The sequence below is a fragment of the Candidatus Poriferisodalis sp. genome (assembly GCF_965215815.1).
GTDB lineage: Bacteria > Actinomycetota > Acidimicrobiia > Acidimicrobiales > Poriferisodalaceae > Poriferisodalis.
Genome location: NZ_CBDCEO010000013.1, coordinates 1,295,952 through 1,310,817, shown reverse-complemented (window position 1 = coordinate 1,310,817; position 14,866 = coordinate 1,295,952). Strand labels below are relative to the sequence as shown.

Annotated in this window: 17 protein-coding genes, 1 tRNA gene and 1 pseudogene; 7 read left to right on the top strand and 12 right to left on the bottom strand. The window is 66.4% G+C overall.

Translation table 11 applies throughout. The annotated features are described in order from the left end of the window. Positions 1-127: 127 nt before the first annotated feature. Positions 128-223: transfer RNA gene (locus ACOOHB_RS16025), tRNA-Sec, on the top strand. 221 nt (positions 224-444) lie between these two features. Here the strand turns inward: ACOOHB_RS16025 and ACOOHB_RS16020 are convergent. The 4 genes from ACOOHB_RS16020 to ACOOHB_RS16005 all read right to left on the bottom strand — a co-directional run bounded on the left by ACOOHB_RS16020 (position 445) and on the right by ACOOHB_RS16005 (position 3,149). Continuing rightward, complete coding sequence (locus ACOOHB_RS16020) at positions 445-1,329, bottom strand: metallophosphoesterase family protein (RefSeq protein ID WP_420445805.1); 885 nt, start codon at positions 1,327-1,329, stop codon at positions 445-447. Between the two features lie 48 nt (positions 1,330-1,377). After that, positions 1,378-2,328: a sigma-70 family RNA polymerase sigma factor gene (locus tag ACOOHB_RS16015; RefSeq protein WP_420445804.1), complete on the bottom strand. Its 951-nt coding sequence runs from the start codon at positions 2,326-2,328 to the stop codon at positions 1,378-1,380. 195 nt (positions 2,329-2,523) lie between these two features. Continuing rightward, positions 2,524-2,913, bottom strand: coding sequence for a type II toxin-antitoxin system VapC family toxin (locus ACOOHB_RS16010; RefSeq protein ID WP_420445803.1), 390 nt, complete (start codon positions 2,911-2,913; stop codon positions 2,524-2,526). Continuing rightward, a complete protein-coding gene (locus tag ACOOHB_RS16005) occupies positions 2,910-3,149 on the bottom strand; it encodes a hypothetical protein (RefSeq protein WP_420445802.1) in 240 nt (79 codons plus the stop codon). The genes ACOOHB_RS16010 and ACOOHB_RS16005 overlap by 4 nt, the downstream gene beginning before the upstream one ends. Before the next feature lie 150 nt (positions 3,150-3,299). Here ACOOHB_RS16005 and ACOOHB_RS16000 point away from each other — a divergent pair, with 150 nt between their 5' ends. The 3 genes from ACOOHB_RS16000 (at position 3,300) to nadE (ending at position 5,629) form a co-directional block, all read left to right on the top strand. Then, the gene (locus ACOOHB_RS16000; protein ID WP_420445801.1) at positions 3,300-3,701 is read left to right on the top strand and encodes a hypothetical protein; all 402 of its coding nucleotides are present in this window, start codon (positions 3,300-3,302) and stop codon (positions 3,699-3,701) included. Positions 3,702-3,827: 126 nt separating this feature from the next. After that, the gene (locus tag ACOOHB_RS15995) at positions 3,828-5,063 is read left to right on the top strand and encodes a nitrilase-related carbon-nitrogen hydrolase (RefSeq protein ID WP_420445800.1); all 1,236 of its coding nucleotides are present in this window, start codon (positions 3,828-3,830) and stop codon (positions 5,061-5,063) included. Continuing rightward, positions 5,057-5,629: an NAD(+) synthase gene (nadE, locus tag ACOOHB_RS15990; RefSeq protein WP_420445799.1), complete on the top strand. Its 573-nt coding sequence runs from the start codon at positions 5,057-5,059 to the stop codon at positions 5,627-5,629. The genes ACOOHB_RS15995 and nadE overlap by 7 nt, the downstream gene beginning before the upstream one ends. A 9-nt stretch (positions 5,630-5,638) precedes the next feature. On the opposite strand, the gene glnII is transcribed toward nadE, so the two are convergent. Continuing rightward, complete coding sequence (gene glnII / locus ACOOHB_RS15985) at positions 5,639-6,652, bottom strand: glutamine synthetase GlnII (RefSeq protein ID WP_420445798.1); 1,014 nt, start codon at positions 6,650-6,652, stop codon at positions 5,639-5,641. Positions 6,653-6,984: 332 nt separating this feature from the next. On the opposite strand from glnII, the gene ACOOHB_RS15980 reads away from it, so the two are divergent. Then, positions 6,985-8,316: a glutamine synthetase family protein gene (locus ACOOHB_RS15980; RefSeq protein WP_420445797.1), complete on the top strand. Its 1,332-nt coding sequence runs from the start codon at positions 6,985-6,987 to the stop codon at positions 8,314-8,316. Positions 8,317-8,354: 38 nt separating this feature from the next. After that, a complete protein-coding gene (locus ACOOHB_RS15975) occupies positions 8,355-9,020 on the top strand; it encodes a winged helix-turn-helix domain-containing protein (protein WP_420445796.1) in 666 nt (221 codons plus the stop codon). A gap of 4 nt (positions 9,021-9,024) precedes the next feature. Here the strand turns inward: ACOOHB_RS15975 and ACOOHB_RS15970 are convergent, their stop codons facing one another. The 7 genes and pseudogenes from ACOOHB_RS15970 to erpA all read right to left on the bottom strand — a co-directional run bounded on the left by ACOOHB_RS15970 (position 9,025) and on the right by erpA (position 13,480). Further along, the gene (locus ACOOHB_RS15970) at positions 9,025-9,180 is read right to left on the bottom strand and encodes a hypothetical protein (RefSeq protein WP_420445795.1); all 156 of its coding nucleotides are present in this window, start codon (positions 9,178-9,180) and stop codon (positions 9,025-9,027) included. Between the two features lie 21 nt (positions 9,181-9,201). Beyond that, on the bottom strand, positions 9,202-9,549 hold the full coding sequence (locus ACOOHB_RS15965) for a RidA family protein (protein ID WP_420445794.1): 348 nt from the start codon (positions 9,547-9,549) through the stop codon (positions 9,202-9,204). Between the two features lie 39 nt (positions 9,550-9,588). Continuing rightward, positions 9,589-10,050 (bottom strand): pyridoxamine 5'-phosphate oxidase family protein, encoded by a 462-nt coding sequence (locus tag ACOOHB_RS15960; RefSeq protein ID WP_420445793.1) that lies wholly within the window; start codon positions 10,048-10,050, stop codon positions 9,589-9,591. A 76-nt stretch (positions 10,051-10,126) separates the two neighbouring features. Further along, positions 10,127-11,407 (bottom strand): ATP-binding protein, encoded by a 1,281-nt coding sequence (locus ACOOHB_RS15955; RefSeq protein WP_420445792.1) that lies wholly within the window; start codon positions 11,405-11,407, stop codon positions 10,127-10,129. A 78-nt stretch (positions 11,408-11,485) separates the two neighbouring features. Continuing rightward, positions 11,486-12,001: a hypothetical protein gene (locus ACOOHB_RS15950; protein ID WP_420446960.1), complete on the bottom strand. Its 516-nt coding sequence runs from the start codon at positions 11,999-12,001 to the stop codon at positions 11,486-11,488. Positions 12,002-12,671: 670 nt separating this feature from the next. After that, a pseudogene (locus ACOOHB_RS15945) lies at positions 12,672-12,899 on the bottom strand (2Fe-2S iron-sulfur cluster-binding protein); the annotation flags it as partial. Positions 12,900-13,144: 245 nt separating this feature from the next. Then, the gene (gene erpA / locus ACOOHB_RS15940) at positions 13,145-13,480 is read right to left on the bottom strand and encodes an iron-sulfur cluster insertion protein ErpA (RefSeq protein ID WP_420445791.1); all 336 of its coding nucleotides are present in this window, start codon (positions 13,478-13,480) and stop codon (positions 13,145-13,147) included. 180 nt (positions 13,481-13,660) lie between these two features. Here erpA and ACOOHB_RS15935 point away from each other — a divergent pair, with 180 nt between their 5' ends. Then, on the top strand, positions 13,661-14,854 hold the full coding sequence (locus ACOOHB_RS15935) for an Mrp/NBP35 family ATP-binding protein (RefSeq protein WP_420445790.1): 1,194 nt from the start codon (positions 13,661-13,663) through the stop codon (positions 14,852-14,854). The last annotated feature ends 12 nt before the right edge of the window (positions 14,855-14,866 follow it).

Sequence of the window (14,866 nt, the reverse complement as noted above, 5' to 3'; positions counted from 1 at the left end):
ACATATGAAAGTCATTACGAGATGTGACCTTGGTCGATGCCGTGGTGCGCGATCAATTGATTTTCCGAGGAGCACCAGTGGGCTTGGCGGCTGGCGCGGGGCGCGAAGGTGGGCAAAGATGACCGACGGAGGTGTCTGAGCGCCTGGTGGGCTCCCCCGCCTTCAAAGCGGGCGGGACGGGCGATCCCCGTCCGGCGGGTTCGATTCCCGTCCACCTCCGCCAATCGAGCCGCGCGCGGAGTTCAGAAAATGTGCGCCTAGCATTCGCTGAGCCGATGACTTCGGCCCACCCGTCACAGAGGACGATGCACCATGAAAAAGCTGTTGCTCGCCGTGATCGTCGGCGCTCTGATTGTCATCGTGGTTCGGCGCCTCAGCGACGCCTGAGCCCACCGCCGCGCCCGTCGGGGCGCGTGCCGCAAAAAGCCAGACCGTCGCCGCTGGCTAGTGCTGCTGGCTTCCCGCTCCGCCAGAACCTGCTGATCGCATCTGCAGCGTCACCGGATCGAGCACGGCCAGGCTGCCCGGCTCACCGTTCGCGGCCAGGCCCACCACCTCGGTCAGCTCCGCCCGCCCGGTGTCGAGCAACGACGAGTGGCCAACGTGCCAGTGACCGTGCACAACCAGCCGGGCCCCGGTACGGCGGGCTGCCACACGTACTTGGGCGCTGTTCGCCTCGCCGATCTGGGTATCGCCTCGGCGTGCGAACCCCGATCCCTCCCCGACGAGTTCGCGGGCGGGAACGTCGTGGCACACCAGCACGTCCAGCGGCTCGTCGCCCAACGCGTCGAGGTCTCGCCGGCTGATCGTCTCTCGCGGGAACCAACGCCAGCCCCGCTGGCGATAGTGCCAGCCGGGCGACCACGCACCGCCCAACGCGCCGAAGCTCGTGCCGCACCACGTCCAGCGTGAGCCTCGAGCAGCCCACCACAGCATGGGAGCAACCTGGATCGGTTCCGCGGGCCCCCACAGACCGTCGGGATCGGGATCGAAGCCGACTGGCGAGCGCTGGCTGCGGTGCGTTGCCGCCCGCGACGCCAAGTCCCCGAGGTGCTCATGATTCCCGTCAACGAAGACCCATGGCACGCCGCCGCCGGCCACCGCCTCGCACATCTCGGCACTGCGTTCGTCGCCTGGGCGCCACCCCAGGTCGCCGACCTGCAGCACGACCGCGCAGCCCTCTTCGAGCGCTGCGGCCGACACCCGAGCCGCGACCTCGGCATTGCTGTGGATGTCCCCGCAGAGCAGCACTTGATGCATGGGCGTCGCTGTCACGTTGCCGAATGCTGTCAGGTTGTCGAATTCAGGGACTGCTTCGGCGTTTACCATCGACAGCGGCGTCCGGTGCCGACGCTTCGGGTGCGGAAGCTGCGCTGCCTACACCGACAACAGGTCGCGAGCGCCCGTGTCGGTGCTGGGATGGCGGAGCTTGGACATCGCCCGCGCCTCGATCTGGCGGATGCGCTCGCGGGTGAGCTGGAAATGCTCGCCCACCTCCTCGAGCGTGCGGGGCTCACCCCGGTCGAGGCCGAAGCGCAGCTTGAGGATCTCGCGTTCGCGTTCGTCCAGCGGCGACAGCAGCCGCACGATCTCGCTGGGCAGCAGCGTGGTGGCCGCCACCTCGAACGGCGACTCGGCCGCGCGGTCCTCGACAACATCGCCCAGCTCGGCGTCGCTGTCCTCGCGCAGCGGCTCCGACAACGACAGCGGCTCGGCAGCGAACCGCAGCGCCTCGGTGACTTTCTGCTCGGGCATGTCGACTTCGATCGCCAGCTCGCCGAGCGTGGCGGGACGGCCGTACTTCAGCTCGAGACGGGAGCGGGCCTTCTGCAGACGCGCCAGCGTGTCGCCCGCGTGTACCGGCAGCCGGATGGTGCGACCGGTGTTGGCAATGCCACGGGTGATCGCCTGGCGAATCCACCACGTCGCATAGGTCGAGAACTTGAAGCCCTTGCGCCAGTCGAACTTCTCGACCGCGTGCATGAGGCCCAAGTTGCCTTCCTGGATGAGATCCAGCAGCGGCAGCCCCGACGCCTGGTACTTCTTCGCGATCGACACCACCAGCCGCAGATTCGACTGCACGAACGTGCGCTCGGCTCGTGCGCCTTCGCGCTGGTTGCGCACAAGGCGGCGGCGCTGGGCGCTCGACAGCTTCGAGGTGACCAAGGCGCTGTCGGACTCGAGGGAGTCCTTGGCGGCGATGCCCTTTTCGATCTGCTGGGCGAGCCGGACCTCGTCGTCCTTGTTCAGCAGGGGGTACTGGCCGATATCGGTCAGGTACAGGCGGACGAGGTCTTCCTCGTCACGTTCGACCCTCTCTTTGGCCACTACACCACCTCGCTGGTCGTCCCCCGCTACTACCGAGCCGGTGTCCGCCACAGCTTCCCCCGGTGACGGCGCATCGTACCCACGTCCATCGCGGTTACCTCCGCGCGCCGCCGTCAAGGCTTTGATCTCCTGTTCGCCGACTCAGACGCTCACCGGCGCTCGGCGGTTCCTCCTGAATGAATCAAGGCAGATCAATCAAGGCGGGCCCAGCACATCGAGGCCGTGCGTGTGCGCGCTCGCTGCGAGACGGGCATCGAAGGTGGCGATGGCACGTGCCTGATGGCTGATGGCCGTGTCGAGCACGATGGCGTCGGGCAGGCGCAATCCTGTGCGTGCCCGCAGTGCTGCCCAGCGCACGGGTGCCTCCCGTTCGACGACGGGGACGTCGAACGCTGCGCGCAGGCGCAGCGTTGCATCTTGAAGTGCTCCTAGCTGGGCGGGCGCAACCAGGCATTCGGCAAGGGTGACCGGATGCAGGAGCACATCTTCATCGTTGATGTCCCGATTGACGGCAGCCGCTTGGCGGTGGTGATCGTCGTGGGCGTCCCGCAGCGCCACGACCCAGCTCGCGTCGGCGACGATCACGCCGGCCAGTCCTCGGAGCGGTCATAGAGCGCCGACGAGCCCGGCAGCGAGCCCGCCAGCCCCGCACGAGCAGCGGCGCGTGCCGTCGGCGACCGCCCGCCCGCGGCCCAGTCGTGCAAGACCAGGCCGATCAGCCTGGATCGGGGTGCGTCGGTCCAGCGCCGCGCTGCTTCATCGAGGATGTCGGCAATCTCGTCGGTCTCGGTCACCGGATAACGGGGGCGAGTCGTCGGCACGACGCGAAGTGTAACACCAAGTGTTACACTACATCTCGTTCAGATGCAGCCGCATCCAGTCTCGTTGAAGCTCCCCATTACGAACTCGCTGGCTCCGTCGTTGAGTTGCGCCGGGTTTGGCGGGGTCTGAGGGGACTCTCAGAGGCTCCCTTGTCAAGCGGCGAGCGCGCGTGGTTGTTGCCGGGTGTCTTGGTCGCGCTGCATTCAGCGGATGACGCCGTTGGTTTCGTCCTCGTCCATCAGCTCGTCGATGACGCGTTCGAGGCGGCGGATGTTGCGGCGCCTCGTGCGGTCCTGTTCAGTGATCGCTTGGAGTCACTCCAGCCGGTAGGAGCCTGCGGGGGTCGCGTCGATGGCGGGATCAACGGTCTCAAGGCGGCGCAGGCGACCCTCGATCTTACCGTTAGCGGTGAACTGGTCAGGGATCTCGGTGGGGAGCTTCGCGATCTGGTCTCCGACTTGGTGCAGCATCAAAGTGCGAGTCGCCACAAGATCACAACGGTTCTTGAGCACCGCTTCAATCTTGGCCACGGGCGGGTCATAGACCTCTAGCGACTAGACCGGCCCGAGCGTCGTGCTGAATCCGTCTACAAACTTCGAAGCTGACGAGCAGACAGCCTGTTCCAGCGCGCACTCGGCGCTGTAGTCGGCACGCGAGCTGGCTCATAGGGTGAATGGATGGTGTCCCTGCGTGTGGGGTTGGCGCAGCTGAACCTTCGGCTGGGGGATCTTGACGGGAACGTCGAGATGATCGTGGCTGCTTACGACGAGGCTGTTGAGCTGGGCGCACAGGTGGTGGTGTTCAGCGAGCTGACTGTTACTGGGTATCCACCTGAAGACTTGTTGCTGAAGCCCACTTTCGTGGAGGGGGCCGCGCTGGCGCTTGGGCGGATTGCTCGGCATACGGGGCCGGTGCCCGCAGTGGTGGGCTTTCCTGAGGACAGCGGCCAGACCGGACCGGTGCGGTTGTGGAACTCCGCTGCGATGTGCTGGGGCGGTGCGGTGCGTGGCGTGTATCGCAAGCATTTCCTGCCCAACTACTCGGTGTTCGACGAGCAGCGTTATTTCGTGCCCGGCACCGACCCGGGACCGCTGCTGTGGGTGGACGGGGTGCCGGTCGGCATCTCGATCTGCGAAGACCTGTGGGGGCCTCCTGGCGCTGCGTACGCCGCGGCCAGCGACGGCGAGCTGCTCACCAGCCTCGGCGGCGATGACGACGCCAGTCCCGTGGTCGCGCAAGTCGCCATGGGGGCCAAGCTGGCAGTGGTAATCAACGGTTCGCCGTACCAGCGCGGCAAGCAGGCCAACCGGGAGGCATTCGCATGCGCCCGGGCGTCACAGGCCGGGATCGGGGTGGTGTACGTCAACCAGGTGGGCGGGCAGGACGAGCTGGTCTTTGACGGCAACTCGTTCGTCACCGACGCGGCCGGCAACGTGGTGTGTCGGCTGCCCGCGTTCGCGGAGCAGGTCACCGTCTGCGAGGTGGACGTCGGAGAGTCGAGCTGTGGCGATCCTGCGGCTGGCCTGCTGACACCAACGCTGGACCCGCTGGAAGAGGTGTGGCTGGCGCTGGTGGTTGCGACGCGTGATTACGTCCGCAAGAACGGCTTCACCGATGTGGCCGTCGGACTGTCCGGCGGCATCGACTCGAGCGCTGTGGCTGCCATCGCCACCGACGCACTCGGCCCCGAACACGTCCACGGCGTCTCGATGCCGTCTCGCTATTCCAGCGAGGGATCTCGCACGGACGCCTCCCAGCTCGCCGCCAACCTGGGCATCGACTTGCGAACCGTGCCGATCGAACCCGCGCACGCAGCCCTGGCCGGGATGCTCGACAACGCCAACCCCGACGACGTCGACTCACCCGCCGACCGAGTTGCTGACGTCGACTCACCCGCCGACCGACGTTGCTGACGTCACCCGCCGACCGGGCTGCCGCAGATCTCACCGACCAGAACCTTCAGAGCCGCATCCGCGGTGTCCTGCTCATGGCGCTGTCGAACCGGTTCGACTGGCTCGTGCTGACCACCGGCAACAAGACCGAGACGTCCGTCGGCTACACGACGCTGTACGGGGACACCGCCGGCGCGTACGCCGTCATCTCCGACGTGCCCAAGCTGCTGGTGTACGAGCTGTGCGCGTGGCGCAACCGCCAGGGCGACGGCGAGCGCATCCCGCAGGCGTGCCTGACCAAGCCGCCCTCAGCAGAGCTGCGGCCCGACCAGCGCGACGACCAGAGCCTGCCGCCCTACGAAGTGCTGGACCCGCTGGTGGAGGCTTATGTGGAGGGCGATCTCAGCGCCGACGAGTTGGTTGACGTTGCCGAAGAGCTCAGCGCCGACGCCGAACTCGTGCACCGCGTGACGCGGCTCGTCGACAACGCCGAGTACAAGCGCCGTCAGTCGCCGCCCGGCCCTCGCATCACTGCGAAGAGCTTCGGCAAGGATCGGCGCATGCCGATCACGAACTTGTACCGCTAGATCTTCAGATCAGGCGAGGGCCGCGCCGATGGTCTGGCTCAGCAGCGCAGTGACCACGTAGGGATCGGCGTTGGCGTTCGGCCGGCGATCCTCGATGTAGCCCTTGCCTTCCTGGTGGACCTGCCAAGGGATGCGCACCGAGGCGCCGCGGTCGGATACGCCGTAGCTGAACGTGTCGTAGCGCTCGGTCTCGTGCTCGCCGGTCAGGCGCAGCTCGATGCCGTGGCCGTAGCCGACGATGTGCTCCTCGGGCTTGCCGGGGGCGCCCAGCGACTCGGCCGCCTTCACCACTGCCTCGTAGTTCTCGCGCATGGCCTTGGTGGAGATGTTGGTGTGCATACCGGCGCCGTTCCAGTCACCCTGCATGGGCTTGGCGGCAAGGCTGATCTCGATCTCGTGCTCCTCGCCGGCGCGGTACAGCAGGTAGCGGGCCAGCCAGATCTCATCGCCCACGGTGAGGGCGTCGACCGGGCCGATCTGGAACTCCCACTGCCCGGGCATGACTTCGGCGTTGGTGCCCGAGATGGCCAGGCCTGCCTCGATGCACCAGGTGGTGTGCTGCTCGACCACATCGCGGCCGTGGATGCGCAGCGCGCCGACACCGCAGTAGTAGGGCCCCTGGGGACCGGGGAAGCCGTTGGGCGGGAAGCCTGAGGGCCACTTCGTGACCGGGTCGAGCATGGTGTATTCCTGCTCGAGGCCGAACCAGAAGTCCTGATTGCCGTACTTGTCGAGGATCGTCCGCAGCTTGGCCCGCATGTTGGTGGGGTGCGGCTCCAACGTCTCGGGCAGGAGGGTCTCGCACATCACCATGATGTCGTTGCCGCCGCGCAGCGGATCGGGGCAGGTGTAGACGGGCTGCAGCACGACGTCGGAGTCGCTGCCTTCAGCCTGGTTCGTACTGGAACCGTCAAATCCCCAGATGCCCGGCTCTTCGCCGTCGGCAAGGACCTTCGTCTTGGAACGCACTTCGACCGTGGGCTCGGTGCCGTCGGTCCAGATGTACTCAGCCCGGTAGGTCACTGCATGCTCCTTCGCTGAACGTGATGTGAACTGAATCGGATGTGAACTGAATCGGATGTGAATCAGGGGTGGATCGGGTGAGGCCAGTGAGCCTGCGAGCCCGCGCACAGCTTGCCCGGTTGGCGGCTGACACCAATATCCGTGCGCACGATACAAACGAGCCAGGGTTTCCGGGCCATTGCTCAATTGTGAACAGCGCGTGAAGCTGGCTCTGGCGCCTGGTTTTGGCCTCATGTCACCGCCGACAATGGGGGCTCAGCCACTGGGACTGCGCCGGTCGTCCACCGAGGACCTTGCGACCCACTGAGCCGAACCAAGAGGGGGAGGCCACCATGGAACGACCGCAGGACTACGTGCTGCGCCGCGTCACCGAACGGGGCGTGCGACTGATCCGTCTGTGGTTCACCGACGTAGCCGGGCAGCTCAAGTCATTCGCCATCTCGCCGGCAGAGCTGGAGACGGCCTTCGAGCAGGGCATGGTGTTCGACGGGTCAGCCATCGAAGGCTTCAGCAGGATCGCCGAGGCCGACATGGTGGCCCAGCCCGATCCCGAGACGTTCGAGCTCATGCCGTCGCGGATCAGCGACGATGTCTCGGCCCGCATGTTCTGCGACATCACCGCGGCCGACGGCACGCCGTTCAGCGGCGACCCGCGCGGCGTGCTGAGACGGGTCATGGACCGGGCGCGCGCCGCCGGCTACACGTTCTATGTCGCACCCGAGATGGAGTATTTCCTGTTCGAGTCCGAACTGGCCGACGGGCGCCCCGTGCCGCTGGACGCGGGCAGCTACTTCGACCTGACCACTGCCGACATCGCGTCGGACATCCGGCATCGCACGCTGAGCGCGCTCGAAACGATGGGCATACCCGTCGAGTACTCGTTCCACGAGGACGCGCCGTCCCAGCACGAGATCGACCTGCGCTACGCCGATGCGCTCACCATGGCCGACAGCGTGATGACGTTCCGGCTGCTGGTGCGTGAGATCGCTTTCGAGCACGGCGTGCACGCCACGTTCATGCCCAAGCCGCTGGCTGGGGTACAAGGCTCGGGGATGCACACCCACCTGTCGCTGTTCTCCGAGGGGCGCAACGCCTTCAGCGACCCCAGCAGTGCCGACGGGCTGTCCGACGTGGCGCGGGGCTTCGTGGCGGGGTTGCTGGCCCACGCACGGGAGATCACCGCCGTCACGAACCAGCTCGTCAACAGCTATAAGCGGCTGATTGCCGGATACGAGGCGCCCGTGGGGATCTCGTGGGCCCGCAGCAACCGGGCGGCGCTTATCCGGGTGCCGCCGACACGCAACGAGGCGGAAGAGGCGACGCGGGTCGAGTACCGGGCGCCGGACCCCGCCTGCAATCCGTACCTGGCGTTCGCCGTCATCTTGGCCGCGGGGCTCAAGGGCATCGAAGAGGGGTACGAGCTGCCGCCCGAGACGCCCCCGTCGATCACCGGATACAGCGAACACGGTGGACCGGCCTACGGGCACAACCTGCCGGCATCGCTGGACGAGGCGCTCGACGAGATGGAAGGCAGCACGCTCGTGGCCGAGACGCTGGGCCAGCACCTGTTCCGCTGGTTCTTGCGCAACAAACGGCGAGAATGGTCGGCATACCAGACCCAGGTGACCCAATTCGAATTGGACAATTACTTCACCGCTGTGTGAACTGGTAAGTGACCATGTACGCCGTCCACCCCGCCTCCGTGAGCGCCGAGCTGGCGCAGTTCCTGGATCTGGGCGGCTACGCCTGGAAGCCGTTGGCCAGTGCGGCCGACGTGACGGCGGACGCGCCGACTGAAGGCTGGACCGGGGCGATCATCCGGCTCGACAGCGGAAACGCGGACGGCGGCGGTGGCACCGATGCTGCCTGGTCGGTGGCGCGAGCGCTGCGCGAGAACGCGTCGGACACGTTGGGAGTGCTGGTGCTGGTGCGCGGCAACGCGCTCGACGAGCTGACAATGCGCGACGAACTGTTCGACGACTTCTGCCTGGACCCGTTCCACCCGCGCGAACTGGAGGCCCGCCTGGCGCACTTGGCCGCCGCATCGAGTGGCCCCTCGACCGAGATCATCACCTACGGACCGCTGCGCATCAACCTCGACACCTACGAGGCGGTGTTGGACGAGCGTCCGCTCGACCTCACCTACATGGAGTACGAGCTGCTGCGCTTCCTGGCTTCCCAGCCGGGGCGGGTGTTCACGCGCGAAGCGCTGCTGAACCAGGTGTGGGGGTACGAGTACTACGGCGGTGCTCGGACCGTGGATGTTCATGTGCGCAGGCTGCGAGCCAAGCTGGGCGAGGAGAATGCGAACCTCATCCAGACTGTTCGGTCTGTTGGATATCGCTTGGGGACCTATCGCTGGCGCTAGCTGGCTAGAAGTTTGTTTCGACGAGGGAGCTGCCTTCGTGGCGTGCTTCCGCGTCTTCGTGTAGGAGCTTTCCTAGTAGGGCGGCTACTGCGGCTAGTGAGATCGTGATGATGAACGGGCTCAGCAGGAGCACGACCACGATGAGGATGCCGCCGAACATGGGCCGCAGCGTACTTCACTGCTATTCGGGGAGGAAGGCGATTGCCTCTATCTCGACCTCGGCTCCTAGAGGGAGGGCCGCCACGCCGATGGCGCTTCTTGCTGGGCGGTGGTTGCCGAAGGCTTCTGCGTAGACGGAGTTGATGAGCGAGAAGTTGTTGATGTCGGTCATGAAGACGAGGCACTTGACTACGTCGTTCAGCGATCCGCCGGCTTCTGCCAGGGCTTCTGTGACGTTGGCGAGCACTGCTTGGGCCTGGGCTTCGACGCCGTCTGCTAGTGCTCCGTCCTGCAGGCCGATCTGGCCTGAGACGAACACGAAGTCGCCGGCTCGGTACCACTTCGAATAGTGAGCGATAGGTGCAGCCATTGGTATGCCTCCTTCAAGTAATCGGCTCGGGTGATCGAGTTAGGAGATGCTGCCGGCGTTGGACGTGATGTGATCCAGCGTTATGAAGATCGCCAGGCGGCGCTGGCGGGTCATCACGCGGTCGTACTCGTCCCAGTCCTCGTGGTTGCCGCCGGCTGAGCGGAACACTTCCCGCAGCAGCTCGGGAATATCGGCGTCGGTGACGCCGTCGGCGGGATCGTCCAGTCCGATCAGCTGCGCGTTGCCGTGGACAGCCACCCAATCCCAACGGTGGCGGAACGCAACCGCTGCCCGGGGGTCTTCGCGAAGCAACCGAGCCTTGCGAGCCTTGCCCGCTACCACGCAGGCGACGCTGGTCACGCCGGTCACGGGGTTGTCCATGACGCCGGCGTTGATGATCGACACGTGCGGGTTCCCGCTTGCGTCGAGGCAGACGAAGCTGCAGAGTCCGTCTTCGGCCGCGCTGAGGCGGCGGAGCTTCTCAATTGCTGATTCAGCCATCGCCGGGTGACGCTAGCGCGGGGCGGCGGGTCGGGAGTTGGGGTGGGGCTCCTTGGCTGAGCCAGGTGGCAATGCGTTACGCCGTGAGGAGTGCCGCCGGAATAACACCTATGCCGTCGCGGCGACGGTAAGCGTGAGATCCAGTGGTGATGACGGCGGCGTCAAGCAGGTCGGGCCCGAGACGTTCGCTCAGCCAACGCAGGTGACGCACATCACGTTCCTCTACTGAGGAAGTGAGCTTGACTTCGAGCGCCACCACTGTGCCGTAGCCACGCTCGACGATCAGATCGACTTCACGCTCGCCGCCATGGGTGCGCAGGTGATGAACCCGTGCTTCGTTCTGTTGCGCATAGACCTTCACCGACAGCGTGACGAGTGATTCGAAGAGAGCACCGAGCAATGGTCCATTGCGAGCAATTGCCGGACCGCCAGTGGTGCCGGCGAGAAGTTCATCGGCGTCGCAGCCGAGCAGCCGAGCAGCCAACGCAGGATCGGCAAGATGATGGGTAGGTGACCCAGCTAGACGGCGTAACGGGTTCCGGGTGGGGTGCCAAGCCGAAACCTCGTCGAGCAGCCACAGCTGTTCCAGAGCCGTCCGGTACGGCAGGGTGGTGGATCTCGCTGGTTTGTGGCCTTGGGATGTCGCCGCTGCGTCACGCACGGTCTCGAACGATGCTGTCGTTGAGGTTGCTGCTGCGTAGGCCATCAGCCAGCGACGCAACGTTTGGGGATGACGTACTCGACGGTCGAGGTCATCGAAGTCGTGCTCTGCGATCCGGTCGAGGTATCCGTCGAGGGCAGACCGCCCGAGACGACTCGAGAGGCTCCGGATTCCCGGGAAGCCCGACCGCATGATCTCCTGTGCGTAGTCGACGATGGTCGCATCGGTCTCGCCCGTCAAGTCGGGCCGGGTGCCACTCAGCAATGAACCGAGACTGACCGTGGGCACAACGGGCATTCGTTCCGCCAAGGACATCGGTCGCATGCGAACGGTCACGATTCGACCTGCCCCCGAATGCGTCGGCTTGCGGGTAGGCGTTGCTGAACCGGTCAACAGGAATCTGCCGGGAGCGCAGCCTGCGTCCACTGCTCGCCGCACCACGTCCCATGATTCGGGCATTCGCTGCCACTCGTCAATCAGGATTGGCGGCTCGCCCTCGATCAATCTCTGGCGTCGAGCCCGGATCAAGGCGTACTGGTCGGCGTCGTCGAGCCGGTGAACGGTCTTGGCCCGCCGCACTGCAGTCTCCGTCTTGCCGACACCTCGAGGTCCCTCAATGGCGATCGCCGGCAGCCCCTCGGAGAGCTCGTCCAGTTCTTGGTCGACAATTCGAGGGATGTAGCCGTCGGGTGACATAGTTCAACACTACAGTTTCGACAGCTTTAACACTACATATTCGACGTAGTGAGAACTACGTTTTCGACGCACTGTGGACTACAGATTCGACGCGATCACGGTGCTCTTCGCGCCCGGGGTGGGTGGGGCTCCTGCGCTCAGCCAGGTGGCTGCTGCTACTGCGGCGAATACTGCTTCGCCCGCTGGGACGGGTATTCCTTGCGACGGTTCGATCTTGACTTCGATGTTGGGGGTGTCGGCGGAGCGGGCTATTTCGAAGCTGCGGATTGTGAGGTCTTGGACTTCGCCGGACTTGTCGACCGACAGCGATTCGGAGGTGACCCAGCTCCAGGCCATGTGGGTGGCGCCGATCGTGTAGCTGCGCAGGGTTACGGCGTCGAGGGGGTCTCCAGCGTCGATGTGCACCTCGATGCCTGTTGGGCCGACGGTGGCTTGGGCGGTGGCGCCGGAGGGGGACGTGATCTTGACCGTGGCGGTGCCGGCGCTCGTGTCGGTTGCTTCGCCGGTGTGCAGCCGGTCTAGAGCTGCGGCCAGCATGTTTGCTTCGGCCCAGACGGCGGCGCGCAGTGCGGTCGACGTGGGTGGGCCCGGCACGTCGACTTCTTCGATGGTTGCTGCTGGCAGGACGGCTCGGAGGATGTCGGTTGCGCCGGGTGTTCGGGCTATTTGGATGATTCCGGTTCCGTCGGCGTCGCAGGCCTGCGGCCAGTGGCGGACGCTTGGGGCCTCGCCGCACTGCGTCTTCTCTGGACCACAGCACGCGAACTGGTTGGCCGAGTTGGGCTGCGAGCTGCCGCGCCTCTTCTTGGACCGGGGACGACGCCTTGCCTCCGAATGCACCGCCGTTGGCCAGCGGATCGGATGGTTCGCCGCCCGGCACGCACCAGGCAGCGTCGGTCTCGAGATAGCCGGGCTCGGTCCAGCAGGTCGCCAGGCGGACGTCCCACTGTTCGCCAGCTGGCGGTTCGGGGACCTCGATGGGTGGAACAGGTTCGAGGGTGCTGCGGCGCCCCTGCACCTTGCCGGCCTGGCGCCGCGCCTGCGTCAGGGTCTCGGCCGCAAACCAGTCACCGCCGGGTCCGGCAACCGCTGTGAGCGTGCCTGCGGGTGCTCCGTCGGCGCCGAATGCGAAACCGCCCAGGACACTGGCCGACACCGATTGCTGCAGGCCACCGGTCTCGATGCTGGCGCGACGGGCGGCGGCCTCAGGGTCACGCACGGGAACATCGGTGGGTGGAGCCGCGACGTGGGCGGCCGCTTCGCGGATGGTTTGCCAGCCGGTGCAGCGACACAGGTGCGCCGCCAGCGCCTTGTCGACCGTCGTGCGATCCGACAGATCGGCACCGCGCCGTACGTGGCCCACGAAGCGGCACACAATGCCTGGCGTGCAGAAGCCGCACTGGGTGGCACCGCAGGCCAAGAATGCCTGCGACCAGCGCTGCTGCTCGGTGGGGCTCAGCCCCGCGGCCGTGGTGACCTGGCGTCCGGCCACTCTGCGAGCCGGTGTGACGCAGGCCACGCGGGGCGCGTCGTCGACCAGCACCGTGCAGCAGCCGCACTGACCCTGAGGGCTGCACCCGTCGAGGACAGCCTCAATGCCGAGATGGTCGCGCAGCACGCCGAGCAGCGTGTCGCCGTCGTCGGGAACTTCGACGGAGCGGCCGTCGACGATGAACTGGATCGTGTCGCTGGCGCGCGCCTGGCCTGGAATCGCTCCAGGTTCGGGCTCAGTTCGGCTCAGCTGAACGAGTTGCCGCAGCCGCAGGTGCGCTGCGCATTGGGATTGTCGATCGCGAAACCCGATCCCATCAGGCCGTCGGTGAAATCGAGCGTGGCGCCTTCGAGCAGCTGCGCGCTCATCGGATCGGACACCACCTTGATATCGCCGTACGACTTCGCCATGTCGTCGGAGGCCATCTCGGAATCGAAGAACATCTCGTAGCTGAAGCCCGAGCAGCCACCCGGCCGCACTGCGACACGTAGCGCCAACACCGTCTCGCCTCCCGACTCAGACAGCTCCTGGTCGATGAGCTCGTGGACCTTTTCAGCGGCGGTATCGGTCAGCGTGATCACAACAGCGACTCCCGAATCAGCCCGAATTGGGCAAATGTTCTGAGATCGATGCTAGTGCCATCGGACCCAAATGCACAGGCGTGGCTCAAAACCGCGTGCAGCAGGCCCGAGGAGCCATGCCCGCCGCAGCAGGCCCCGGCCCCCGTGGGCCCACCCACGGCGGCGTTACCCTGCCTCAACGTGAGCACATCCACCGATGCTCCGGTGAATGACGAGGCGATGATCGCCATCCTTCGCGGCGTCATGGACCCCGAACTGGGCGACAACATCGTCGACCTGGGCATGGTGCGCAACGCCTATCGCGAGGGCACCACCGGGCATGTCACCGTGGCGCTGACCACCGCTGGCTGCCCGCTGCGCGCCACGATCAAGCGGGACTGCGAGACGCGGGTCGCTGGGCTGCCCGGCATCACCAACGTACGACTGCACTGGGACGAGCTGAACGCCGCCGAGAAGGCGCGGGTGATGGAGCGTGCCCGGCGCACCGCCCGCGACAACGCCACACCGAGCCAGGTGCCCGCCAGCGCCCGAGTGCTGGCGGTGGCGTCGGGCAAGGGCGGCGTGGGCAAGTCGTCGGTAACGGTGAACCTGGCGACGGCGCTGGCTGCACGCGGCTTCGTCGTCGGGGTGATGGACGCCGACATCTGGGGCTTCAGCGTTCCTCGGATGCTCGGCATGGAGGGCCGCCTCGGCGCCCGCCCGCCCGCTGTGGGCGAGGAGCGGGGCAAGATCCTGCCCGAGGAGCGGCCCGTCGGTGCCGGCCTGCTGAAGGTCGTCTCGACCGGGCTATTGGTGGAGAACGAGGAGACCGCCCTGATGTGGCGGGGCCTCATGCTTGCCAAGGCCGTCGAGCAGTTCCTGCACGACGTGGACTGGGGCGAGCTGGACTATCTGCTCATCGACATGCCCCCCGGCACTGGCGATGTGCAGATGGCGCTGGCCCGACTGCTGCCGCAGGCCGAGATGCTGGTGGTGACCACGCCCGCGCTCAGCGCGCAGAAAGTTGCCGTGCGTGTGGCCGACATGGCTCGTCGCAGCCACATGCCGATCTTGGGTGTGGTGGAGAACATGAGTGCGTTCATCGCGCCCGACGGGCAGCGATGGTCATTCTTCGGCGAGGGGGGTGGCGAGCGCCTGGCCGCCGATCTGGGCGTGCCCCTGCTGGGCTCGATTCCCCTGGAAGCCGCCGTGTCCGCCGGCGGCGACGCTGGTGAGCCTGTGACCGGCAATGGTGCCGGCGGGCCCGCAGCTGATGTGTTCGAGCGGATAACAGAGTTGCTGGTCACCGAGGTCTGCCCGCCGGTGGACATGGGCACTTGCACTGCCCGTCTGGAGGGTCCGATCCCGGTCACCTTCAGCGCCCGTCGTAGCTAGCCCCCCCCCTCT